Raw genomic sequence first — 22,933 nt, 5'->3', positions numbered from 1 at the left:
TCGGCAAGGTTCACGGCGGACTCCGGCGATGGACAGCCCATCGGAGTCGCGCGGGGATGCGGGAAGGCCGAACGCGTCGGCGTCGCGAACCGCAGCCTGCGGCTTCGCAACCATCTTCCGGCAGACGCTCAGGTCCCCGCAGGATTTGGCACCTCGCCAACGCGCTTGCGCGCGCCGTCTGGTTGCCCCGGCATCAAAGGGCCTGTCCCTCCGCCGGTCTCGATGGATGCGGCCAGTCTGGACATGCCTGGCGGTTATGTCAATCGCTTCATTCGGATGAAGCGATGTTGATAACGAAATTTCATGTGACGGCCAGACGCGCGCCGGCAGGGAAAACGCACTCCCGCGAAATCGCCGGCAAAGCCCAGCCACTCGGGTGCGACCGGGGTCACATGACGGCGCGCGCTTGCTGCATCGGGGGAGGCCGCAGGCGGGCGCAGCCGCCATACCGTCGGCATACTTCTCCGATGCGTCCGTTCCCGATCCTGCTGCTGGCATGCCTGTGCGTCGCCACCGATGTCTCCGCGGTTGCGGCGGACGATCCTGCTGCGGTCGCCAGGCTGCGCATCGAAGCGGGCGACAACGGCTATCTGGCCTGGGCCGATAACCTGCTGGCCGGGCCGATCGAAGTGCGGCTGGACGTCGCCGGCGGCGCGCCGCCGCCCAGTCAGCCGCTGCTGCCGGCGCGTGCCGGCGTGGCTGCGGCGGGCAGCACGCTGGTGGCGCGGCTGCAGGCGCCCGCCGGCAGCGAAGGCTGGACGCGGCTGCGCCTGCGCGGGGTGCCCGGCAGTTCCAACGCGCGGCCGCGCGACGTGGCCTACCGGCTGCCGCTGGCGCAGCCGCAGGCCTGCATCGACCAGGGCTTCGAAGGGGAATACAGCCACCACGACGCGGAAAACCGCTATGCGCTGGATTTCGCGGTGCCGGTGGGCACGCCGGTGCTGGCCGCGCGCGACGGCGTGGTGATGCAATTGCAGGATGGCTATCGCGGCCACGGCCTGGATCGCGCGCGCGACGCCAGCCGCGCCAATTACATCCGCATCCTGCACGACGACGGCAGCATGGCGGTGTACGCGCATCTGGCCGAAGCGGGGGTACTGGCGGGCGTGGGCCAGCGGGTCGAAGCCGGCCAGCGCATCGGTCTGTCCGGCAATACCGGCTACAGCACCGCGCCGCACCTGCACTTCGCGGTGCAGGTCAATCGCGGCATGCAGCTGGAGGCGATCCCCTTCCGCATGCCGGCCGCACAGGCAGGCACGGGCGCCGGGGCGCCCGCTGGGGCTCAGGCCACTTCTTCGTCGAGCGCCGACGGCTCCACCAGATCGCGCCACTGCGACAGCTTGTCGAGCATGCCAACCGAGCGCAGGTAGGTTTCATCCGGCTCGTTGCCGGCCACCAGCGCGCTGGCCACGTGCACCGCACCGGTGACCCAGAAGCCGCCGGAACGCATCTGCCCCGGCCGGCGCTGGTAAGCCACCGCCTCCACGATCGGCATGGGCAGGCCCCACAGACCCAGCAGGTAGGCGCCGGCCTCGGCGTAGTGCGGCTTGGGTTCGCCGAATTCGTTGGTTTCCTCTTCCTCGCCCGCGGCCACGCCGGGCAGCAGCCGGCCCACTTCGGCCAGCAGGCTGGCGGTAGCCGCCAGTTCTGCGCTGGGACCGGGCAGCAGCCGCCGGGCCAGATTGGACGCGCGCAGCGCGCGATCCTGCACTTCCTCGCGCTGCTTGCCGCTGCCGAAGCCGCCACCACCGAACGCCTCGATGGTCAGCACCATCCGCAGCAGCGCCTGATGCCCCAACCGCAGCACCGCCGCGCGCATGTCGCTGATCTCGCGGCCACCGGAGAAATAGGCGGAGTTGCACAGCCGCAGCACCTTGGCGGCAATCGCCGGGTCCTGCGACAGCGCCTGCGAAATGGCCTGGTTGCTGGCTTCCGGGTCGCGCAGCAGGCGGGTCAGCTGCAGGTACAGCCGCGGCGGCGGCGGCAGCGAACTGATCCGGCCCAGGGTCTTCTTGAGCGCCTCGTTGTCGAGCAGCTCGCGCAGTTCGATGACGCTTTCCACCGCCGCTACCAGCTCGCCCGGATCCAGCGGCCGGCCGAGCACGCGGTGTGCGCATTCCAGCCCCTGCGCGATGTCCACGCTGGCCTCGTTGGGCGACTGGTCCAGCAGCAGGATGCGGACCGCCTGCGGATACAGCGCGGCAACCCGCGCCAGCATCTCCGGCCCGCTCATGGCGCCGGGGCTCAGCCCGCACACGAACACGTCGAACGCGGGCATGCCCGCCTCCACCTGCACGCCTTCCGGTAGCCAGGCGATATCCCAGTCCAGCCCGAAATCGGCCAGCAGGCCTTCGAATTCGGCGGCCCGCGCCGCATCCTCACCGACAATGACTATGTGCACTACGACACCTTCTGAACGGGATTCCCCGGGGCGCCGCGAACATGGCGGCGGATTCGCGCGGAGTCGCCGTTGCCTGCGGCGACATGCATCCACGAAACGCGAAACCCGGGCAGGCCCGGCCCCGCTGCGGCCATGCTGCCCCCGCCGGTATAATTTGGCAATGTCAGAAGTCGCTATCGAAGCTGCGCGCCGTCGCACTTTCGCCATCATCTCCCACCCCGACGCCGGCAAGACCACGCTCACCGAAAAGCTGTTGCTGTTCGGGGGCGCGATCCAGATGGCCGGTTCGGTCAAGGGCCGCAAGGCCGCCCGCCACGCGACATCCGACTGGATGGCGCTGGAGAAGGAGCGCGGCATCTCCGTGACCAGCTCGGTGATGCAGTTCCCCTACGAGGGCCGCATCGTCAACCTGCTGGACACGCCCGGCCACGCCGACTTCGGCGAGGACACCTACCGCGTGCTCACCGCGGTGGATTCCGCGCTGATGGTGATCGACGTCGCCAAGGGCGTGGAGGAGCGCACCATCAAGCTGATGGAGGTGTGCCGCCTGCGCGACACGCCGATCATGACCTTCGTCAACAAGCTCGACCGCGAGGGCAAGGACCCGATCGATCTGCTGGACGAGATCGAATCGGTGCTGGGCATCCAGTGCGCGCCGGTGACCTGGCCGATCGGCATGGGCAAGCGCCTGAAGGGCGTGGTGCACCTGATCAGCGGCGAAGTGCATCTGTACGAATCCGGGCGCAACTTCACCCGCCAGGACTCCACCATCTTCCCGTCGCTGGACGATCCGGGCGTGGAGGCCGCCATCGGCGCGCCGATGCTGGCCGAGGTGCGCGAGCAGCTGGAGCTGGTGCAGGGTGCGTCGGCGTCGTTCGACCAGGCCGAATACCTGGCCGGCCGGCAGTCGCCGGTGTTCTTCGGCTCCGGTGTCAACAACTTCGGCGTGCAGCCGCTGCTGGATTTCTTCGTGCAGCACGCGCCCGCGCCCGGCACCCGCGCCACCACCGGCCGCGAAGTGGCCGCTTCGGAAAACAAGCTCACCGGCTTCGTGTTCAAGATCCAGGCCAACATGGACCCGATGCACCGCGACCGCGTCGCCTTCATGCGCGTGTGTTCGGGCAAGTTCAGCGCCGGCATGAAGGCGTTCCACGTGCGCAGCGGCAAGGAAGTGAAGCTGGCCAATGCGCTGACCTTCATGGCCAGCGACCGCGAGATCGCCGAAAGCGCCTACCCGGGCGACGTGATCGGCATCCACAACCACGGCACCATTTCCATCGGCGACACCTTCACCGAAGGCGAGAAGCTGTCGTTCACCGGCATTCCCAGCTTCGCCCCGGAGCTGTTCCGCCGCGCCCGCCTGCGCGATCCGCTCAAGCTCAAGCAGCTGCAGAAGGGCCTGGCGCAGCTGAGCGAGGAAGGCGCCACCCAGTTCTTCAAGCCGCTGATGAGCAACGACCTGGTGCTGGGTGCGGTCGGCGTGCTGCAGTTCGACGTGGCGGCCTACCGGTTGAAGGACGAATACGGCGTCGAGGCGATCTTCGAACAGGTGCAGGTGGCCACCGCGCGCTGGATCCGCTGCAGCGACGCGAAGAAGCTGGAGGAGTTCCGCGAGAAGAACGCGCTGAACCTCGCCATCGACGCGTCCGGCGCGCTGGTGTATCTGGCGCCCAGCCGGGTCAACCTGCAGCTGGCGCAGGAGCGCGCGCCGGGCGTGGAATTCCTCGCCACCCGCGAGCACGCACTGACCGCAGACGCCGGCTGAGCGAGGTGAACCCGCGCCGAACGCCGGCGCGGAAATTCGCAACGGCCGCGTGAACCTGCGCGCGGCTTTCACCGTCGGTTGATGGCACGACGGCCAAGCTCGGGCCGTGAATGCTCCTGCCCCCAAGCAAGCGCCCCGCACCGAACGTCGCCATCCGCTGCTGCGGCATCCGTGGTGGATGGCGTTTGCCGGATTGCTGCTGGCGCTGGCGGTGCTGATCCTGCTGTGGGACTGGAACTGGTTCAAGGGACCAATCGAGCACCACGTCAGCGCCCAGACCGGGCGCGAGTTCCGGATCGAGGGCGATCTCGACGTCGATCTGGGCAGCACCTCGACCATCAGCGCCGCCGGCCTGCGCCTGGCCAACGCCCCCTGGGCCCGCGAACCGCAGATGGCGCGGGTGGAGCGGCTGCAGTTCGACCTGCGGCTGTGGCCGCTGCTGCGCGGCGAGTTGCAGATCCCGCGCATCGTGCTGGCGCGCCCGGTCCTGCATCTGCAGCGCCAACCGGGCGGCAGCGGCAACTGGGTATTCGGCAAGCGCGGCGATTCCCGGCTGCCGGAATTCCGCAACATCCACATCGCCGGCGGCCAGCTGGGCTTCTACGATCCAGCCCGCAAGACCGACATCCAGCTGGCGCTGGACAGCCAGCCGCGCCGCAAGGGCGACGCGGAACCGCCGATCGCGGTCAAAGGCGGCGGCCGCTGGAGCGGGAATGCTTTCACCGTGGCCGGCAGCGCCGAATCGCCGCTGGAACTGCGCCGTACCCGGCGACCCTATCGCATCGATCTGCGCGCGGCCGCAGGCGCCACCCGCGCGCATGCGCGCGGCACCCTGCTCGACCCGCTGCGCTTCCGCGACTTCGACCTCAAGCTGGCGCTGCGCGGCAAGAACCTCGCTGACCTGTATCCGCTGATCGGCGTGGTCACGCCGGACACGCCGCCGTTCTCGCTGGATGGACGGCTGACCCGCGACATCGCCGCAAAGCGCACCACCTGGCACTACGACGGCTTCACCGGCAAGGTCGGCGACAGCGACCTGTCCGGCGACGCGGCCGTCACCACCGGCGGTGCGCGGCCGTTGCTGCAGGCCGACCTGCAGTCGCGGCGGCTGGACCTGGACGATCTGGCGGGCTTCCTCGGCGGCGCACCGCAGGCCGGCGAATCGACCAACCCGGAACTGGCCGCACGTGCGGCCACGCAGAACGCCAGCGCGCGGCTGCTGCCGGACAAGCCGTACGAACTCGACCGCCTGCGCGCGATGGATGCCGACGTGCGGCTGAAGGCGCATCGCATCAACGCGCCGTCGCTGCCGCTGGACGACATGGATGCCCACCTGCTGCTGGAAGACGGCATGCTGCGCCTGGAGCCGCTGAACTTCGGCGTGGCCGGCGGCGACATTCGTTCGACCATCCGCATGGACGCGCGCCGCACGCCAATCCGCACGCGTGCGCAAGTGAAGGTGCGCGGGCTGGCGCTGGAGAAACTACTGCCGACGCCGGACATGGCCAAGGACGCCATTGGCCGGATCAGCGGCGACATGGCACTGGCCGGCAGCGGCAATTCCGTTGCCCGCATGCTGGGCAGCGCCGACGGCGAGGTCGCCATCGGCATGGGCCGCGGCCGGATCAGCAACCTGGTGATGGAACTGGCGGGGCTGGACGTGCAGGAAGCGCTCAAGTTCCTGCTGACCAAGGATCGGCGCGTCCCGATCCGCTGCGCCTGGGGCGACTTCGCGGTCGCCGGCGGGGTGATGACATCCCGCGGCCTGGCCTTCGATACCACCGACACGATCCTGGTCGGCGAGGGGCGGATCAGCCTGCGCGATGAAACCCTGGACCTGAAGCTGCGGCCGCGTCCCAAGGACCGCAGCCTGTTCGTGTTCCGTGCGCCGCTGCTGGTTGGCGGCACCTTCAAGGACCCCTCGTTCCGGCCCGATCTCGCGCGCGTCGGCCTGCGCGCGGCGCTGGCGTTGGCGCTGTCCAGCATCGCCCCGCCTGCGGCGCTGCTGGCCACGTTCGAGCCCGGCCCCGGCAAGGATTCCGACTGCGGCGGACGCTACGCGCGCTGAGCCGTGGCCGGCGTCTGCCGATGGCGCCGTTGTACCCGGAGTTGCGGCAACCAGCCGCCCACTCCGAGGACCCCGCCGTGGATGCCAGCACCAAAACCATCCTGCAGACGCAGCTCAGCGTACTTTCCAGCACCAATGCCGGCTTCAAGGCGATGCTGAACATTCCCCCGCCGATGCTCATGGCCGGAATGCCGCCGATGCCGGTCTCGCTGCAGCCGGCGCTGGCGCCGTACCTGGCGGCGATGAAGGGACAGGCCGACAACTACGACAAGCTGATCAAGCTGGTGTCGGAAGTCATCGACAAGAGCTGAGGCCCGATCGCGGGCCGGCCCGCGATAGTCAGGATGCGATGTAGCGCTGAAGCTGGTCGATGTCGCGGCGCTGCAGCTCGATCACGGTCTTGACCAGATCGCCGATGGAAAGCACGCCAACCACCGCGCCGCCGTCGACCACCGGCAGGTGGCGGATGCGGCGGTCGGTTACCAGCTGCATGCAATGGTCGATGTGGTCGCCCGGCGCCACCGTCACAACCTCGGCGGTCATGATGTCGCGCACCGGCGTGTCCCGGGACGAACGCCCCTGCAGCACGATCTTGCGCGCGTAATCGCGCTCGGAAAGGATCCCGGCCAATCGCGCGCCATCCATCACCACCAGCGCACCGATGCCGCGTTCGGCCATCAGGCGGATGGCATCGATGACCGGCGCTTCCGGTCCGATCGCGATGACCTCAGGCGATTTCGCCTCCAGCAGCTGCCGCACCGTGCGCATGGCGGACTCCTTTCGTTCCGGGAAGAAGATCTGGATGCCGGCCCGAGGATACTCCCTCCGCCGGCCGCCAGGCGTCGATGAGATACAGCGGGCGCTGCTTGGATTCCTCGTACAGCCGGCCCAGATATTCGCCGATCAGGCCCAGCGCCATCAGCTGCACGCCGCCCAGGAACAGGATCACCGCCATCATCGACGGCCAGCCCGCCACCTGGTCGCCCCACAACAGTGCCTTCAGGATGACCCAGCTGCCGTAGCCGAACGCGAACAGCGCGGTGACCAGGCCGGCGTAAGTCGCCAGCCGCAGCGGCGCGGTGGAAAAACTGGTGATCCCCTCCAGCGCGAAATTCCACAGCTTCCAGGCGTTGAACTTGCTGCGCCCGGCCGCCCGCGCATCGCGCTGGTACGGCACCGACACCGCATTGAAGCCGATCCAGCCGAACAGCCCCTTCATGAAGCGATGGCGTTCGCGCAGCTGCCGCAGCGCCGCCAGCGCGCGCGGCGACAGCAGCCGGAAGTCGCCGGTGTCGCGCGGCACCGGCGTCTTCGACAGCGCGCCGATGATCCGGTAGAAGCCGTGCGCGCTGGCACGCTTGAACACGCCCTCGCCCTCGCGGGCGACGCGGGTGCCGTGCACGTCGTCATGGCCTTCGCGCCACTTCGCCACGAACTGCGGCAACAGTTCCGGCGGATCCTGCCCGTCGGCATCCAGGATCAGTGCCGCGCCGCGCTCGATGCGGTCGAGCCCGGCGGTCAGCGCCGCCTCCTTGCCGAAATTGCGTGACAGCCGCAGCAACGCCACCCGCGCATCCTCGCGTGCGAACTGCAGCAGCACCGGCCAGGTGCCGTCGCGGCTGCCGTCATCGACATACAGCACGCGCGCTTCCAGGCCTTCCGCCTCGGCCATGTCCAGCGCCGCGCGGATGCGCGGCTGCAGGCGCGGCAGCGCCTCTTCCTCGTTGAAGGCGGCAACGACGAGGGTCAGGCAGCGGTGTTCCGGCGCGATTCCATCCATCCGCGAAGTATGCCAGCCGCATTGTCCTGGCCAGGCGCACCGCCGCTCAATCCAGCGTGCGCAGATAGCCGGTGCCGCCCATCGCCCCCATCTGCCGCTGGATCGCCGCCGCGCGGCGCTGCACGTACGGCCCCGGCCTGGCCGCGCTGTAGCGCTTCGGGCTGGGCAGCACCGCCGCCAGCCGCGCCGCCTCCGCCCGGCCGAGGCGCGATGCGTCCTTGCCGAAGAAGCTGCGCGACGCCGCCTGCGCGCCGTACACGCCATCGCCGAACTCGGCGATGTTGGCGTACACCTCGAGGATCCGCCGCTTCGGCCACAGCGCCTCGATCAGCGCCGTGTACCAGACTTCCAGCCCCTTGCGCAGCCAGCGGGTCGGCCCGATGCCCTGCCACAGGAACAGGTTCTTGGCGGTCTGCTGGCTGATGGTGCTGGCGCCGCGGATGCGCTTGACCGGCGTGCCGCGCTTCTCGGCGCGCGCGCGCATCTTCTCGTTGTGCGCCTGCGCCTTTTCGATGGCGGCGAAATCGAAGCCGTGGTGCTGGGCGAAGTTCTGGTCTTCCGCCGCCACCAGCGCCAGCGGCAGGTTCGGCGAGATCGCCCGCAGGTCGCGCCAGTCATGGGCGATGCGGAAACCGGGATTGCCGGCCAGCGCCGCATCCAGCCAGCGCGCCGCCATGAACGCCGATATCGGCGGATCGACGAAGCGCAGCGCCAGCACCTGCAGCACGCTGAACGCCACGAACAGCAGCGGCAATTTCCACCACCAGCCGCGCAACCGACGCTTGCGGGTTCCGCCGCTCATGCCGCGGCGCCTTGCGAATGGCGCCTGCGCGCCCCATCTCGATTCATCATCATCCCCTGCTGCCCGCGGATTATCCGCATCCGGGCTCTTCCACGGTACCCACATGAACAACATCCCCGACGCGCAGCTGCGCTTCCTGCTTCCGGCCGCCGGCGTGCGCGGCGTGGCCGTGCACCTGGGCGAGACCTGGCGCAGCATCGCCGCGCGCGCCGATTACCCGCCAGCCGCCGCCGAGCTGCTGGGCGAAGCCGCTGCCGCCGCCGCGCTGTTCACAGGCCATGCCAAGGTCGATGGCCGGTTGTCGGTGCAGCTGCGCAGCAAGGGCGCGATCAGCACCCTGTTCGCCGAATGCACCGCCGCCGGCACCCTGCGCGGCATCGTCCGCCTGAACGAGTCCGCCGACGCCCCGTCGCGCAACCTGCGCGCGCTGGGCGCGGACGCGCTGCTGGCCATCACCATCGAGAACCCGCCACTGGGCAATGGCGAGCCGATGCGCTACCAGGGCCTGGTGGCACTGGAGGCGGAACGCCTGGACGCGGCATTCGAGGATTATTTCCGCCAGTCCGAACAGCTGCCCACCCGCCTGCTGCTGGCCTGCAACGGCCAGCGCGCCGCCGGCCTGCTGCTGCAGAAATTGCCGGGTGAAGAGGGCGATGAGGACGGCTTCCGCCGCGCCAGCGCGCTGTTCGACACCCTCGGCAGCGAGGAATTGCTGGCGCTGGCGCCGGCCGACGTGGTCCACCGCCTGTTCCACGAGGAAGCCCCGCAGCTGGTCGGCGAGAAGGCGCTGCGCTTCGCCTGCTCCTGCTCGCGCGAGCGGGTGGAGGGCATGCTGGTGTCGCTGGGCCGCGATGAGGCCGACGCCGCGGTGGACGCCGGACACGGCACCGCCTCGATCCTGTGTGAATTCTGCGGCCAGGGCTACGGTTTCGACGCCAGCCAGATCGCGGCCCTGTTCAGCCGTGAGGCCGGCATCCAGCCGGCGGCACCCGGGTTGCAGTAATTCGATCGGATCGGGGCCACCAGGCACCCGGCGCTGAGTGGCACTCATCCCGTGGAATCGCCATCGACGCGCCGCTGACGGACTGCCGCGCCGGGCAGTCCCGCATCCCGGCGCTATTGTTAAATAAACATAAACGGGCTAGGATTTTCCGGCAGTCCTGTCGTTTTACCGGGGAACTTCGGCTTAACAAGCCGGTCACATCAGCATGACCCAGCGATTCCTGCCACTTGCCGCCGCCGTGCTTGCCCTGGTGTTTGCCAGCGGCAACGTCAACGCGCAGGCGAAAAAGGACAAGCGCAGCAACTCCAGGGTCGTGCCGGTGCTCAACCGCGACAGCGGCAAGCTGGAAGCGGTGCTGCTGTTGGAGCCCGCCACTGCCGGCTCGCGCTGGCGCTTCGGCAAGACCACGCTGGAAGCGACCTACGGCCTGCAGACCGGCGATTCGCTGGCACTGCTGTGTGATCGCCGCAACGGCGTTGCACCCGCCATCGGCCAGCTGGCAAGCAACTGCGTGTTGGCCTCGGTGGACGATGACAAACCCGGCTCGGGCAGTCGCCATGCCAACGCCGGAGTGAGCCTGGCCCGCAATGGCGGCAAACTGGGGTTGAGCTTCGGCACCGGGCGCGACACCCTGCCCGCGTGGTTGACTCCCGGCCAGGCCGGTCCTGCGCGCTACAACCAGAACGACTTCTCGCTGTTCGCGGAAAAGGCGATCAGCCGCGAAGGCTTCGTCAGCGTCGGCGGCACCGTCGCCCGCGCCCGCCTGGTCCCCGCGGCGGACGTGCCGCAGCTGGCCGACCAGTGGAACACCCGCAGCCTCAGCGTCGGTGGCGGCTATGGCGCATTCGGCGCCAACATCATCGGCCGGGTGGTCAACGTCCCGGGTGAAAGCGAAGTCTGGAAAGGCCTGGGCCTTGGCCTGACCTGGCGTACCCCGTGGAACGGCCAGCTCAGCGTCGGCGCCGACAACGTCGTCACCCGCGGCAAGAACCCGTTCCAGATCAAGGGCGATCCCAGCGACGAAGGCACCGTGCCCTACGTGCGCTACCAGCAGGATCTCTGAGGCGCCGCCCGCGCCCGCCACGCAGCGGCAGCTCAACGTCAGGCGCAACAGGAAAAGGCCGCATTCGATGCGGCCTTTTCGTTTTCGCAGCACCTGTCACAGCGCTGGCGATCAGGGCAGGACCAGCCGCGCGTCGCCAGAAAAAGTCTGCATGCGGATATCGCCCTTGCCGGCGCCGTAACGCACGCGGAAGCTGGAGCCGGGGCCGAATTCCTCCTTGCGGATCTTCGCACCCGGCGCGGCCAGGTCGCCGCTGAAGCTTTCGCCGGACACCTGCGCCGACAGGTCCGCCGGCAGGCGCAGGCGCAGGTCGCCGCTCACGCTTTCCATCCGGATCTCGCCGTCGTCGGCCAGCGCCAGATTCAGATCCATGTCACCGGACACCGAACTCGCCGCGAGCTTGCGCGCATGCTCGCCCAGCGTGTCCAGACGGATGTCTCCCGACACGCTTTCCAGCGCGATCGCCCCGTCCAGTCGCCCCTGAACGACCAGTTGGCCGCTGACCGTCTCCACCCGCAGCTCCTTGCTGTTCATCGCCAGCCGGATATCACCGCTCACAGAGCTGATGCCGCCGCGCCTCGGCGCACCGTTGGCGACGATGTCGCCGCTGACCGACTCCAGCTCCAGCTCGCGCGAGGCCATACCGGTGACGCTGATGTCCGCGGACACGGTTTCCACCTCCAGGTCGGCCAGCAAGGGCATCTGCACCATCAGGTGCGTGGGCTGCGCATTGCCGCTGCGCGACGGATACCGAACCTTGATCCGCAGCACGCGGCCGTCGCCCTCGACCGACAGCTTTTCCACACCATCGCCCAGCGTACCGGTCAGCTTCACTTCCGGCCGATCCCAGGCCACCACTTCGACTTTCCCCTTGAGGTTTTCGATTTCGACCCGGCCGCGTGCATCCAGCGGGCGGGTCTGGCTGATCGGCGTCGCCGCCATGGCCGGCAGCGCGCTCGCGGCGGCCAGCGCAGTCCACAACATTCCGGCAAGGATTTTCATCATCGATTCCTCAGGCAAAAAGGGCGCGGCGCGACAGGGCGAGCCGGCGGGCATAGATCTGGCGCAGTTGCTCCAACAGCTGCGGGGACTGCGGATGCAAGCGCAGGGCAGCGAGCACTTGCTGGGCACCGTGATCCAGCGCGTCCAGTCCAGGCTGCCAACTGGCCGGAGTCGCAGCGGCGTCCAGCTCGCGCAGCGCGGCCTGGTAGTGCAGGGTCAAGGCCTCCGCCTCGCTGACCACCGGCGCGACCGCCGCAGGGGTCGGTGCGGACACCGCCACCGGACGCACCTGATCCGGTGCACCCTGCCGGGCCAGCCCCAGCGCCAGCAGCATCGATGCCGCCATCGCGAATGGCCAGATGCGGCGCGGAGGCGGTTTCGCCATCCGTTGCGCCGACAGTTTCGCCGCGATGCCCGGCCACAGATCGTGCCCGGGTTCGATGTCCCGACGCAGCGACTGCAGCGCCATGCGCAAAGCGGCCTCGCCGATTTCGTGTTCCGTACTCATGCCGTCTCTCCGATCCGCGCGCGCAGCAGCCCGCGTGCGCGATGCAGCTGCGCCTTCGAACTGCCCACCGCCATGCCCAGCTCACCGGCGATTTCCTCGTGCTTCCAGCCTTCCACGTCGTGCAGTACCAACACCGCACGCGCACGCGGCGGCAGACTGGCGACCGCGCGCTCCAGGTCGCGCCCGAGCACGGCGCGGCCGACCGTATCCGGCGTGGACACCGCATCGAGCGCGTCGTCGTCATCTTCCTGCCACGGCCGGCTGCGCCGGGAACGCAGCTCCATCAGCGCGGTGTTGACCGCCAGCCGGTGCAACCAGGTCGACACCGCGCTTTCAAAGCGGAAGCTGGGCAACGCCTGCCAGGCGCGCAGGAACGCTTCCTGGGTCAGATCCTCCGCCTGCGCACCCGCCTGCCCCACCAGCCGCACGATCACCCCGTGCACGCGGAGGTGGTGACGGCGATAGAGCTGCTCGAAGGCGGACACATCGGCGCGGGCCGCGCGCCGCGCCAATCCGGCGTCGTCGTCGGTTTCAGTGGCCTGCGGTAGCGGTATGGTCTGCATCAGCATAGGTACTGTGATGCAGAAGAGAGCGCAATGGTTTAGTCCCCTGGCGACCTGCCTGCTCCCCTGCGCAGAGTCCTCAATGTCGCGAGCTTGTCCCCGTAGCTTGCACGCAGGGTTCCTTGGGTGAGGGCGTGGGCCTGAGCCAACTCCCGATCTGCTTTACCCAGACGGCCCATCGCAAAATAGGTACGGGCCAAGGCGAAATGAAACCGATGCTCGCCACGGGCCAGACGAATCGCTTGACGATAATGACGGGCGGCCACTTGCGGCTCGCCTGCCATCTCGCTCTGCCATCCCAGCTGATATTGGTGGTAGGGCGCCTTGCGCAGCACCCGCTCGGACTTGGCGCGCCACTCGAGCATCTGCGCCGTGTCACCCTGACGCCTGTAGAAATCCACCAGGTTCGACAATGCGCTGACTTGATCCGGAGCGATCTGCACCACCTTCAGGAACCAAGCTTCGGCCTCGTCTGGCCTGCCCATTCGCAGGCTGAGTACGCCTGCGTTGTTCCAGAGCGCAACATCCTCTGGACCGTGGCTGATCGCGATGTCCAACCATGCTTTGGCGGCCTCGTACCGCCCTTCCAGCATGAGCTCGGCGGCACGGTTCCCGTAAAAACTTGCCAGCAGTTGGGTGTCTTCAACCGGATGGACCGCGCGAGTCGCTTCGGATCCGCTTGCGTCCACATCGACCACGAAGCGTCGTCGCCCCCCCACATCCACGATAGCGTTGGCGTGTCGGCTCTGTATCACCAGCTCGCCTTCCGCACCCCACACAGGAACACCCTCAACCAGCTGCCCATGCGCTGTGAGTCCCGCTTCGCGCGCGAGCGCAACAACCAACATGGTCGAAGTCAGGCAATTGGCTGTGCGCGTCTCGACAGCCTCAGCAATGGTGAGAGTCGCATCGGCCTTGTAGCCAATGCCAAGTCCGTTCTTGTCGAACACGAACTCTATCAGGCGCTCGAGTCGCGCCTCGGGGAAACGGGTTGCCTCGATGACCTCCCTGCGGAAGGAGTTTCGCAGGTCTTCTGGCAAGGCCACCACTGCTGCTGGCAACGGCACCGCGCCAGCAGCCGTACCAACCTTGTTTTGCAGCGCAGGCTGCATGACCAATGCGGCCGACAGAACCCATTCCAGCATCGGAGTTGCGCTCCCTCGGAAGGCCTACCTCAGTCCGTATACACCGCACCAACGCCATGTCAAGCGCCAGCTCGGTGACCCAATGAAAAGGGGCCGGCGCTTTCGCGCCGGCCCCTCAGTACTTCACCGTTGTCGAACCCGGATCAGAACGAGTAGCGGAGGCCCAGGTAGGCACGCCGCGGCTCAACCCAGGCGTTGGCTTCGCCAAAGGCGTACACGCCGTTACCCGCAAGCAGGTCCATTTCCGAGGTCGCAGACTGCTTGTCGAGGATGTTGAACACGTCCAGGAACACCTCGATCTTGCCAACCGGCAGCGGACGGGTGTACTTGGCACGCACATCCAGCGTGTAGTACGCCGGGCCGTTCTCGCCGCCCACAGCACCCGGGGCCAGCCAGCTGTCCTCCACGTCGCCGTACACGTAGTCGGGACCCATCTCCGGCAGATTGCGGCCATACAGCGAATAGGTACGGCTGTACAGAACGCCACTGTTCCAGTTGAACACGCCGCTCAACTCAAGACCGAAGTCGAACTCGTACGAGCCCCAGGCCTTGAACTGGTGCTTGATGTTGCCCGGCTGCGGGCCGTACTGGTTGGGGGCACGCGGATCCAGCGCGATCCAGTCGCCCTGGAAGTCGGCGTTGCCATCCGAGTTGGAGTTGCCCTTGGCACCATTGAAGGTGTAGTTCGCGGCGGCCTGCCAGTTGTCGCTCTTGAACTTCTGGAGCGTGACTTCAAAGCCGTTGTAGTTGCGCTTGCCGCCAACCAGCGTGGCCAGCACGTAGTTGGTGCCCGGGTTGCCCGAGTAGCCGAAATATTCGTACGGGATGTAGAAGGGCGAGCTCGGGCACGCGGCGCCGTAGCTACCACACGGCGTGGTCGGATCCGAGTACAGGCTCAGGTCGTAGTCTTCCAGCAGGTCGCGGGTCTTGCGGCTGGTCAACGCGATCGACAGACCCACATCGGTGCCGAACGTGGTGGCGAAGCCGAGCATGATCTCGTCCGTGTACGGCGTCTTGGTGGTCGGCGCCACGGCGGCGTCACCCGGGCCGCGCTGGCGGTAGGTGTACCAGGTGCCGTTGATGTTGATCTGTTCATCGTAGGTCGGGCCGGTCACCGCGCCCGCGAAGTCGGCCATATCGGCGCGCACCGGGTCGTAGTAGCGGCCGTAGAAGCCCCAGATCTTGCTGCGACCGTCCCCATCGAGGTCGTAGGTCACCGACACGCGCGGAGCAATGTCCCAATCGAACTTGTGGATGCTGCCGCCGGCCGAGTTGACCATTTCGTTGCGCTCGAAGCGCGCCCCGACATTCGCCGACCACTGCCCACGCGTCCACTGATCCTGGAGGTAGAGCGCGGTCTGCTTGTTGATGACGGTATAACCGAGGCCCTCGTTTGCGGACTGCAGGATACGATAGACGTTGACCATGCCGTCGGGGTTGCCGGTGGTATCGCTGAGCGTGGTTGCCAGCAACTGGGCAGAGGTCATTCCGGTTGCGGCCTCGATACGGGCCAAGTCGGACTGCTGGACTTGGCGGGTGCCTCGCCAGCCGTAGGTGTTGCTGAAGTAGTCCGCCAGGGTGATGCCCGCGTCGGCCGAACTGATCGAGGTGTAGCGCGCACCGGCAGCGCCGGCGCCGAGATAGGCCACCTGCTCGGTGTACGAACCTTCGTTCCGCAGCAGTCCGCCGCGGATCGTGTGTTCGCCCCAGCTGGTGGACAGGTACCAGTCGAAATTGAGGCCGATTTCCTCATTGTCGCGGTTGGTGAGGGTGTTCGCACCGCTACCACCCAGGCTCAGATCGGCATTTGTCTTGGTCGTGCGATCCGTGTGGTAGGCGACGTTGTTGAACGGATCGGACGTCGATGAGAGCGATGAAAGCTGCCCTTCATGACGGAAGGCGTAGGCGCCGATGCTGAAGCTGTCCCAGTCGTGCGAGTAGTCGATCTTGTAGTTGTCGCCACCCTGCTCGGTGATGTTGCTCCGGCTGTTGACCACACTCGGGCTGAGCGAGCCGCTGATCGTCGTCGGATCATTGAAGAAGGTCGCGGTCACTCGATCATTGTCAGTGACCTGCCAAGTGATCTTGCCGAACGCCAGATCGCTCTCACGGGAGACGGAGCGCATGAACTGCTGCGACACCGGATCGGTGACATCCTCTTCGTGGTTCTTTTTCTGGAACGACCCGAAGAACCAGATCCGATCCTTGAGGATGGGGCCACCAAGGGTGACGGCGGCATCGTAGGTGGAGAACTCGCTGGCGGCCAGGTGCTTGTTCTTCGCCACCAGGTTGGAGTTCTGCAGGTAGTAGTTGATGGAACCGTGGAACTCGTTGCCGCCCGACTTGGTGATGACCTTGGAGATCAGGCCGGCGCCGCCGGCAAATTCCGCCGGCACGCCGCCGGTCATCACCTGCAGTTCCTGGATGATCTCGGAGTTGAGGTTGGAACCAAAGGTACCGGTAAGCGGGTCGGTGACGTTGACGCCATCGATATAGTAGAGGTTGTCGGTGGACTGGCCGACCGCACCGCCGATGTCGGCGTAGTTGACGCCCGACTTGGAAGACGGGTTGCCGCCGCTGCTGGGCTTCACGCCGGGCACCAGCTGCAAGTAGCTCTGATAGCTGCGCGCGGTGGGAAGGGCTTCCACTTGCTCCAGCGTCAGGACGGTGGAGACCGTGGCCGAGGTGGTGTCCACCGCTGCCAGCGACGTACCGGTCACCACGATGGCGTCGAGGTTGGTGGCGTCACCACCCCCAGTGCGCCCCAGCACGTAGCCCACGCTCAGGTTCTTGTCGCTGACTACCGCGACGTTGCTGCTGCTGAAGGGGCTGTAACCCGAGGCCTGCACCTGGATCGTGTAGTTGGTGGCCGGATCGAGGCCGACGATGTTGACGTTGCCGTTTGCGTCGGTCAAGCCGCTCTTCGAGATCAGACTGGAGGGAGAGCTCAGCTTGACGGTTGCGCCGGCCACGGGCTGGCCATCGGCCCCTTTGATGCTGATGCGCAAGCCGCCGGAGTTGGCCGCGATTGCAGCGCCAACAAAGCAGAGCCCAAGCGCCAGCGTTAGTGCGCTTCGCTTCAAGCCTTTGGCAAGGTTGTTATAAGCCATTTATCTGTAACCCCCATTGGTAAAGTGACAAAAAGTGTCAAAAGCAAGCCCGACCTTACACGGCCCGACGTCCAGACTATAGAGCAGTCAGCTTTTGCTTAACAAGCCCTTAACCCCCATTCATTTTGCCGGACTGCTGTTCAGCCTCCTTCGGGCTGCAGGTGCGCCAAGCCAAGCCGGCGACCTACACGACATTCCGAGTAGCACCGCGATCTGAGGTCCAATCCCTAGCGACAAGAAAGCGTGAAGAAGCTTTTCCTAAGAACAGATCATCGGCTTCCTGCGGGAGGCAGACGCGGCCCTACGGTAATCCCCCCACCAGCCGCACGATCATCCTGCACGCGCCCGTGGTGGCGGCGGTAGAGCTGTTCAAATGCCGATACGTTAACCAAGTCCGCGCAGCGCGACAGTCCAATATCGTCATCGACTTCAGTTTCCTGCAGCTGTGGCGTGACCATGCATGAGCGTGGTGATTTTGATGCAACGCCGGCTCGAACACACAGAAGGCATCAACAAAAAAGCCGGCCTTCATGCGAAGGCCGGCCAATTTTTTTCAAACCGGATGATCTCTCGATCATCCGGGGGCAGCTTGCATTACCAGTCGTAGGACGCGGTAAACACCACGGTCCGCGGGGTCTGGCGACCCTGCGGCAGCATGAAGGTGTTCGACACCACGTACGGCGACTCTTCTGAGGTGACATCGGACTGCAACACGCCATTGGCGTTAAGCACGTTGCGCACCTGCATTCCCAGAGACAGTTTCTTGTCGAGGAAAGCCGGGCGATAGGTCACACCCAGATCGACGGTACGGGTCCAGGGGTTGCGCTTGGAGCCCGGGGTTGCAACTCCACCGAAGCACGTATGGTAAGAAGAACCGTAGCCAATTGGATCGGCTGCGGGCGAGTTCTCGTCAATGTTGCCCGGGTTGAAGTAACCGAGGCAGCTGAACGGGCTACCGGAATTGATCCGGATGTTTCCGCCGACCATCCACTCGTCATTAATCATGTAGCTGCCGCGCAGCTTCAGCTGGTGGCGGCGATCGTTTGCCAGATAGCCATTGGCGAACATCATGATTTCGGCGGCATCCCAGTCCTGGGTCTTGGAGATGTTGTCCTGGCCAAACTCGGACTTCACCTGGCCTTCCATGTTGCCCTTGCTCTTGCTGTAGGTGTAGTCGAGGCGAGCTTCCCACTTGCCATCGAACGCACGCTCCAGGTAAACATCGATACCGGTGTAGCCGCGCTTCATGCTGTCAACAAAGCCCCAATCTGCCGCCGACATCACGATTTCGGTACGCCCAGTGCCGCTGGCGTTCTTCAGGCTGAAGGTGTTGGTGCCACCCGGATTGAACATGAAGCAGCCCGGGATCTCAACGGAGTCGGGATCGATCCCCTTCTTGACCAGCGCGGCTTCCATGCGACCCGGATCGCAGATGTCATCCATCGCGGACTTCAATTCGCGCTTGGTCAGCTTGACACCCAGCATCCAGTTCTCGTTCAACATCTTCTCCATGCCCAGGAGGTATTCATCCTGATACATGTTCTTCAGATCCTTCGGTGCAAAAGCCAGCACGTCGATCGGCTGACCGTACTCACCGTTAGCAGAGTACGGACCGCTTTCGCCGTCAGTGCGGGGCACCGCCGTCAGCCCGGTGGGAACGCCGTTGGCGTCGATGCCGGTGTAGGTGAAGTACTCGCGGGTGAAGGTCGAAGCCGAGGCACCGCGGATGGCGACGTTGTTCGGCATGGCAAGGAAGTAGCGGCCGGCATTACCGAACACCTTGAACGACGCGTCGCCGCTCACGTCCCACGCGAAGCCCAGACGCGGCGCCCACTGGTTCTTGGCATCGAGATACTTCTCGCCGATGTTGTTGGCGTTGGTGAACTGGTCATTGCGAACGCCGAGCGACAACAGGAAGTTGTCAGTCACCTGCCAACGGTCTTCGATGTACCAAGCCTTCTGGTCCAGCGACATGCTGGTCGCGGTGTTGAACAGCAGCTTGTACACATAGTAACCGGTGGGATTCGCGGTCGACGAAGGATTGCCAACGTGTCCCGGAACGATGTTGCCTGTGGTCTTGGCGTAGTACCAACGGTCGATGAACTGGGTGGAGCCTTCGTTGGAAGCTTCGAACTTGATGTTGTCGACACCGAAGGTCAGCGTATGGTCGCCCACCACCCATTCCAGATCCGCCCGCAGACCGCTGGTTTCATTGGTGGAGTTACGCCCGCTGTTACCGGTTTGCGGACTGCGGATCGGCGTCCCGCCGTTCAGCGCCGGGTTTTGATTGATCGGATTATTGATCACAGCCTTGCCAGGCATCAGGTACGGCGAGCTCAACGTCTGCAGCTTGCCTTGACCGTAAGTGGCATTGAGCGTCAGGGAGTCGGTAAGGTACCCCGTGTACTTCAGAATCGCGTATTCGTTTTTCTGCTCAAGACTGTCAGGGAAGCTATCCGTCTTCTGCGCGCCAGAAGTGCCGGCGTCGAAATCGTACGAATAATAAACACCGCTCTGATCGGTCTTCTGGCGCAGATAGGTGGCTTCGAGGAAGTGGTTGTCGCTGATGCTCCAGTCCAGTTTCGCGTACAGCTTGGGAGTATCGGTTTCCCAATCCGTGCGGTTAAAGGTGGAACTCAGCGAGGTCGGCGCATTGGTCGACTCATTCTTGGTCCACTCGGCCGCACCATAAATGAACAGGCGATCCTTGATGATCGGACCACCCGCGTACATGCTGTAGGAGTGGTTCCAGGAATTGGACTCCTTGCCGCGCGAATACAGGTCGCCGGCCTTGTCAGCGTTTTCGTAAGCATACGCACACTGCGTTGCTCCGTCGTCGCCGCAGGTCGCCGGCAGGTTCTTGTTGAACTCCGAGAAGTCAATGTTCGGCAGATACAAGTCGTCGTTGTTGCCGCGCAGGTTCTTCGGGGTGTAAGTCACCTGACCACCGAACTTCCATTCATTGGTGCCGCGCTTGCCGATCTGGTTGATCACGCCGCCATCGGAACGACCGTACTTGGCGCTGTAGCCACCGATGAAGGTTTCCTGCTGCTCGATCGCACCGTAAGGCAGCGTGAAGCCACCGAGGTTGGACAGCGGCTCGCCGGTGAAGTAGCCGTTGACGTAGTAGGCGTTTTCCGACACGCCAGCGCCACCGAAGGAGACCAGGCCGCCGAAGAAGCCCGCGGCGCCGGAAACCGCACCAGGAGCAAGCAGCGCAATGGCTTCTGCCGAACGCGCCAGCGGCAGACGCTCGATCTGCTGGGCGGTGAGCACGGAGCGGGTGTCGACCGCGGAGGTATCGATGGATGCGATGGTGGCACCAGTCACCGTCACGGTGCCCAGCGTGGTGGTATCGCCACCGAACGAGACGTTGGTGTTCGAACCCACGGTCACGACGATTTCGCGCTTGCTGCCACCGGAGACAACGGTGTAAGCACCGACCGGGAGGTTGCTGGCGCTGTAGCGGCCATTGGCGTCGGCGGTGACGGTACGAGTCAGGCCGCTGTTGTTGCTGATGGTCACGGTGGAACCGGCCGGCACGGAGCCGGAGATTGCACCGCTGGTGCTCTGCGCCTGAACGCCGCCAGCGAAGCACAGACCCAGAGCAACGGTCAACGCGCTGCGCTTCAGGCCTTTCGCGAGGTAGTTAGAAGCCATTTTGTTGTAACCCCCATAGGGACGAAGTGACAAAGGAAATCAAGTACGCCCGACCTCAGACGGCCTGACTTCCCGACTATAGAGCAGTCAACATTTATTTAACAACCCCCTCAGACCGCATTCATCTTGTGGAACACGCATTCAGTTTCGTGGGCAACGGTCACCGTCTCGACATGTTTACGCAGGCGGCGCAGACGCCTGAAAAGCGAAGCCCCGCACGAGGCGGGGCTTCGGATGCAGCCGTGTAGCTACCCGCTCAAGCCAGCGTGTCGGCAATGCGCTGCTGCTCGTCCAGCAGCGCCTGCGGCAGGCGCGGGCCGTACTCGGCGAGGTACTCGCCGAGGTTGGCGAACTCGGCCTGCCAGCCGGCGCGGTCGAGGCCGAACAGCTTGTCACGGGCCTCCTCTGACAGGGTGACGCCATCGAGGTTGAGATCGCCTGCCGCCGGCAGGTGGCCGATGGGGGTCTCGGTGGCGGCCCCGCTGCCTTCGACCCGGCGGATCATCCACTCCAGCACGCGCAGGTTGTCGCCGAAGCCGGGCCACAGGAACTTGCCGTCGTCGCCCTTGCGGAACCAGTTGACGTGGAAGACCTTGGGCAGCTTCGCGCCGTCCTGGTCGAAGCTCAGCCAGTGGGCGAAGTAGTCGGCGAAGTTGTAGCCGCAGAACGGCTTCATCGCCATCGGGTCGCGGCGCATCACGCCCACCGCGCCGGTGGCGGCGGCGGTGGTTTCGGAGCCCATCGCGGCGCCGACCAGCACGCCGTGGGTCCAGTCGCGGGCTTCGAACACCAGCGGTACCAGCGAGGCGCGGCGACCGCCGAAGACGATGGCGCTGATCGGCACGCCCTGCGGGTCTTCGGCCATCGCCGAGTACGAGGGGCACTGCCTCGCGCTGACGGTGAAGCGGGAATTGGGATGCGCGGCCGGGCGCACGCCGGCGTCGTAGGGCTGGCCCTGCCAGTCGGTGACCGGCGCCTGGCCGTTGTCGATGCCTTCCCACCACGGCTGGTTATCGGCGGTCACGCCGACATTGGTGAAGATGGTGTTGGACTGGATCGAAGCCAGCGCGTTCGGGTTGGACTTGTTCGAAGTCCCGGGCGCCACGCCGAAGAAGCCGGCTTCCGGGTTGATCGCGTACATGCGGCCATCGGGGCCCGGACGCATCCAGCAGATGTCGTCGCCGATGGTCCAGATCTTCCAGCCATCCTGGCGATAGCCTTGCGGCGGGATCAGCATGGCGAGGTTGGTCTTGCCGCAGGCGGAAGGGAACGCGGCGGCGATGTAGTGGGTCTGGCCCTGCGGGTTTTCGATCCCGAGGATCAGCATGTGCTCGGCCAGCCAACCTTCGCTGCGCGCCTGGTGGCTGGCGATGCGCAGGGCGTGGCACTTCTTGCCCAGCAAGGCGTTGCCGCCGTAGCCGGAACCGTAGGACTTGATCGTGAGCTCTTCGGGGAAATGCATGATGTAGCGGCGGTTGGGATCGAGCTCGCCGATCGAATGCAGGCCCTTGACGAAGCTGCCGTCGCGCTCGATGCGGGCCAGCGCGGCGGCGCCCATGCGGGTCATGATCCGCATGTTGGCGACCACGTAGGGCGAGTCGGTGATTTCCACGCCGCAGCGCGACAGCGGTGAATCAATGGGTCCCATGCAATACGGGATCACGTACATCGTGCGGCCCTGCATGCAGCCGTCGAACAGGGCGTCGATCTCGGCATGGGCTTCGTCCGGCGCCATCCAGTGGTTGTTCGGGCCGGCGTCCTCGTGATGGGTGGTGCACACGTAGGTCAGGTGCTCGACGCGGGCAACGTCGTCCGGGTGCGAGCGGTGCAGGTAGCTGCCGGGATGGGTGTCGTCGTTGAGCCGGTGCAGGGTGCCGTCGGCCAGCATCTTGTCGATCAGCGCCGCGTTCTCGGTGTCGCTGCCGTCGCACCACTGGATGGCATCAGGCCGGGTCAGGCGCGCCACCTCGGCAACCCATTGGTTCAATCGGTCAAGTTTGCTGGTCATGAATCGGGAGTCCTTCGCCTGTCGCGGGCAGTCATTGAAATCGTTTGCAGAAAAC

The 22,933-nt window shown here is 65.9% G+C and carries 17 protein-coding genes and 1 riboswitch; of the genes, 6 read left to right on the top strand and 11 right to left on the bottom strand.

Annotated elements, in window-relative coordinates:
- Positions 1 to 107: 107 nt before the first annotated feature.
- A riboswitch (SAM riboswitch) is annotated at positions 108 to 229 on the bottom strand.
- 238 nt (positions 230 to 467) lie between these two features.
- Positions 468 to 1,370, top strand: a complete 903-nt coding sequence (locus tag E5S66_RS04000) for a M23 family metallopeptidase (RefSeq protein WP_246037120.1) — start codon at positions 468 to 470, stop codon at positions 1,368 to 1,370.
- Here E5S66_RS04000 and E5S66_RS03995 read toward each other — a convergent pair.
- The gene (locus E5S66_RS03995) at positions 1,283 to 2,401 is read right to left on the bottom strand and encodes an HDOD domain-containing protein (protein WP_028839841.1); all 1,119 of its coding nucleotides are present in this window, start codon (positions 2,399 to 2,401) and stop codon (positions 1,283 to 1,285) included. The genes E5S66_RS04000 and E5S66_RS03995 overlap by 88 nt on opposite strands.
- A gap of 160 nt (positions 2,402 to 2,561) precedes the next feature.
- Here E5S66_RS03995 and E5S66_RS03990 point away from each other — a divergent pair, with 160 nt between their 5' ends.
- The 3 genes from E5S66_RS03990 (at position 2,562) to E5S66_RS03980 (ending at position 6,545) form a co-directional block, all read left to right on the top strand.
- Positions 2,562 to 4,166 carry a peptide chain release factor 3 gene (locus E5S66_RS03990; protein WP_138347675.1) on the top strand — a complete coding sequence of 535 codons (1,605 nt, stop codon included), beginning with the start codon at positions 2,562 to 2,564 and terminating at the stop codon, positions 4,164 to 4,166.
- Positions 4,167 to 4,344: 178 nt separating this feature from the next.
- Entirely contained in the window at positions 4,345 to 6,234 is a 1,890-nt protein-coding gene (locus tag E5S66_RS03985) for an AsmA family protein (protein WP_138347851.1), read from the top strand.
- Between the two features lie 77 nt (positions 6,235 to 6,311).
- Positions 6,312 to 6,545, top strand: a complete 234-nt coding sequence (locus E5S66_RS03980; RefSeq protein WP_138347673.1) for a hypothetical protein — start codon at positions 6,312 to 6,314, stop codon at positions 6,543 to 6,545.
- 28 nt (positions 6,546 to 6,573) lie between these two features.
- Here E5S66_RS03980 and E5S66_RS03975 read toward each other — a convergent pair whose 3' ends face one another.
- From E5S66_RS03975 to mtgA, 3 genes are read right to left on the bottom strand one after another with little or no spacing between them, the layout of a single operon-like run.
- The gene (locus E5S66_RS03975; RefSeq protein ID WP_138347671.1) at positions 6,574 to 7,002 is read right to left on the bottom strand and encodes a CBS domain-containing protein; all 429 of its coding nucleotides are present in this window, start codon (positions 7,000 to 7,002) and stop codon (positions 6,574 to 6,576) included.
- Positions 6,962 to 8,014: a glycosyltransferase family 2 protein gene (locus tag E5S66_RS03970; RefSeq protein WP_138347669.1), complete on the bottom strand. Its 1,053-nt coding sequence runs from the start codon at positions 8,012 to 8,014 to the stop codon at positions 6,962 to 6,964. Before E5S66_RS03970 ends, E5S66_RS03975 begins: the two co-directional genes overlap by 41 nt.
- 46 nt (positions 8,015 to 8,060) lie before the next feature.
- Positions 8,061 to 8,816 carry a monofunctional biosynthetic peptidoglycan transglycosylase gene (mtgA, locus tag E5S66_RS03965; RefSeq protein WP_138347667.1) on the bottom strand — a complete coding sequence of 252 codons (756 nt, stop codon included), beginning with the start codon at positions 8,814 to 8,816 and terminating at the stop codon, positions 8,061 to 8,063.
- Between the two features lie 103 nt (positions 8,817 to 8,919).
- Between mtgA and hslO the strand changes: the two genes are divergently transcribed.
- Complete coding sequence (gene hslO / locus E5S66_RS03960) at positions 8,920 to 9,819, top strand: Hsp33 family molecular chaperone HslO (protein WP_138347665.1); 900 nt, start codon at positions 8,920 to 8,922, stop codon at positions 9,817 to 9,819.
- Between the two features lie 238 nt (positions 9,820 to 10,057).
- Complete coding sequence (locus tag E5S66_RS03955) at positions 10,058 to 10,882, top strand: XOO1806 family protein (protein WP_028839847.1); 825 nt, start codon at positions 10,058 to 10,060, stop codon at positions 10,880 to 10,882.
- A 111-nt stretch (positions 10,883 to 10,993) separates the two neighbouring features.
- Here the strand turns inward: E5S66_RS03955 and E5S66_RS03950 are convergent, their stop codons facing one another.
- The 7 genes from E5S66_RS03950 to E5S66_RS03920 form a co-directional block, all read right to left on the bottom strand.
- Entirely contained in the window at positions 10,994 to 11,884 is an 891-nt protein-coding gene (locus E5S66_RS03950) for a DUF4097 family beta strand repeat-containing protein (RefSeq protein WP_171033463.1), read from the bottom strand.
- A gap of 10 nt (positions 11,885 to 11,894) precedes the next feature.
- Positions 11,895 to 12,392, bottom strand: a complete 498-nt coding sequence (locus E5S66_RS03945) for a hypothetical protein (protein ID WP_138347661.1) — start codon at positions 12,390 to 12,392, stop codon at positions 11,895 to 11,897.
- A complete protein-coding gene (locus E5S66_RS03940; protein WP_138347659.1) occupies positions 12,389 to 12,961 on the bottom strand; it encodes an RNA polymerase sigma factor in 573 nt (190 codons plus the stop codon). Before E5S66_RS03940 ends, E5S66_RS03945 begins: the two co-directional genes overlap by 4 nt.
- Positions 12,962 to 12,993: 32 nt before the next feature.
- Complete coding sequence (locus tag E5S66_RS03935; protein WP_138347657.1) at positions 12,994 to 14,100, bottom strand: tetratricopeptide repeat protein; 1,107 nt, start codon at positions 14,098 to 14,100, stop codon at positions 12,994 to 12,996.
- Between the two features lie 143 nt (positions 14,101 to 14,243).
- Positions 14,244 to 17,210: a TonB-dependent receptor gene (locus E5S66_RS03930; protein ID WP_138347655.1), complete on the bottom strand. Its 2,967-nt coding sequence runs from the start codon at positions 17,208 to 17,210 to the stop codon at positions 14,244 to 14,246.
- A 594-nt stretch (positions 17,211 to 17,804) separates the two neighbouring features.
- Entirely contained in the window at positions 17,805 to 20,870 is a 3,066-nt protein-coding gene (locus tag E5S66_RS03925) for a TonB-dependent receptor (RefSeq protein WP_138347653.1), read from the bottom strand.
- 256 nt (positions 20,871 to 21,126) lie between these two features.
- Positions 21,127 to 22,878: a phosphoenolpyruvate carboxykinase (GTP) gene (locus E5S66_RS03920; protein WP_138347651.1), complete on the bottom strand. Its 1,752-nt coding sequence runs from the start codon at positions 22,876 to 22,878 to the stop codon at positions 21,127 to 21,129.
- Positions 22,879 to 22,933 lie beyond the last annotated feature (55 nt).

Origin of the sequence: Thermomonas fusca, from assembly GCF_005862345.1 — a bacterium.
Classification (GTDB): Bacteria; Pseudomonadota; Gammaproteobacteria; order Xanthomonadales; family Xanthomonadaceae; genus Thermomonas; species Thermomonas fusca.
This window is presented reverse-complemented; position numbering and strand designations above follow the sequence as displayed.

What these genes read in the sequence shown, in the direction of transcription:
- E5S66_RS03930 (WP_138347655.1), bottom strand. Translation starts at nt 17,210, where the DNA reads ATGGCTTATAACAACCTTGCCAAAGGCTTGAAGCGAAGCGCACTAACG.
- E5S66_RS03935 (WP_138347657.1), bottom strand. Translation starts at nt 14,100, where the DNA reads ATGCTGGAATGGGTTCTGTCGGCCGCATTGGTCATGCAGCCTGCGCTG.
- E5S66_RS03945 (WP_138347661.1), bottom strand. Translation starts at nt 12,392, where the DNA reads ATGAGTACGGAACACGAAATCGGCGAGGCCGCTTTGCGCATGGCGCTG.
- E5S66_RS03925 (WP_138347653.1), bottom strand. Translation starts at nt 20,870, where the DNA reads ATGGCTTCTAACTACCTCGCGAAAGGCCTGAAGCGCAGCGCGTTGACC.
- E5S66_RS03975 (WP_138347671.1), bottom strand. Translation starts at nt 7,002, where the DNA reads ATGCGCACGGTGCGGCAGCTGCTGGAGGCGAAATCGCCTGAGGTCATC.
- E5S66_RS04000 (WP_246037120.1), top strand. Translation starts at nt 468, where the DNA reads ATGCGTCCGTTCCCGATCCTGCTGCTGGCATGCCTGTGCGTCGCCACC.
- E5S66_RS03990 (WP_138347675.1), top strand. Translation starts at nt 2,562, where the DNA reads ATGTCAGAAGTCGCTATCGAAGCTGCGCGCCGTCGCACTTTCGCCATC.
- mtgA (WP_138347667.1), bottom strand. Translation starts at nt 8,816, where the DNA reads ATGAGCGGCGGAACCCGCAAGCGTCGGTTGCGCGGCTGGTGGTGGAAA.
- E5S66_RS03940 (WP_138347659.1), bottom strand. Translation starts at nt 12,961, where the DNA reads ATGCTGATGCAGACCATACCGCTACCGCAGGCCACTGAAACCGACGAC.
- E5S66_RS03950 (WP_171033463.1), bottom strand. Translation starts at nt 11,884, where the DNA reads ATGAAAATCCTTGCCGGAATGTTGTGGACTGCGCTGGCCGCCGCGAGC.
- E5S66_RS03970 (WP_138347669.1), bottom strand. Translation starts at nt 8,014, where the DNA reads ATGGATGGAATCGCGCCGGAACACCGCTGCCTGACCCTCGTCGTTGCC.
- hslO (WP_138347665.1), top strand. Translation starts at nt 8,920, where the DNA reads ATGAACAACATCCCCGACGCGCAGCTGCGCTTCCTGCTTCCGGCCGCC.
- E5S66_RS03985 (WP_138347851.1), top strand. Translation starts at nt 4,345, where the DNA reads ATGGCGTTTGCCGGATTGCTGCTGGCGCTGGCGGTGCTGATCCTGCTG.
- E5S66_RS03920 (WP_138347651.1), bottom strand. Translation starts at nt 22,878, where the DNA reads ATGACCAGCAAACTTGACCGATTGAACCAATGGGTTGCCGAGGTGGCG.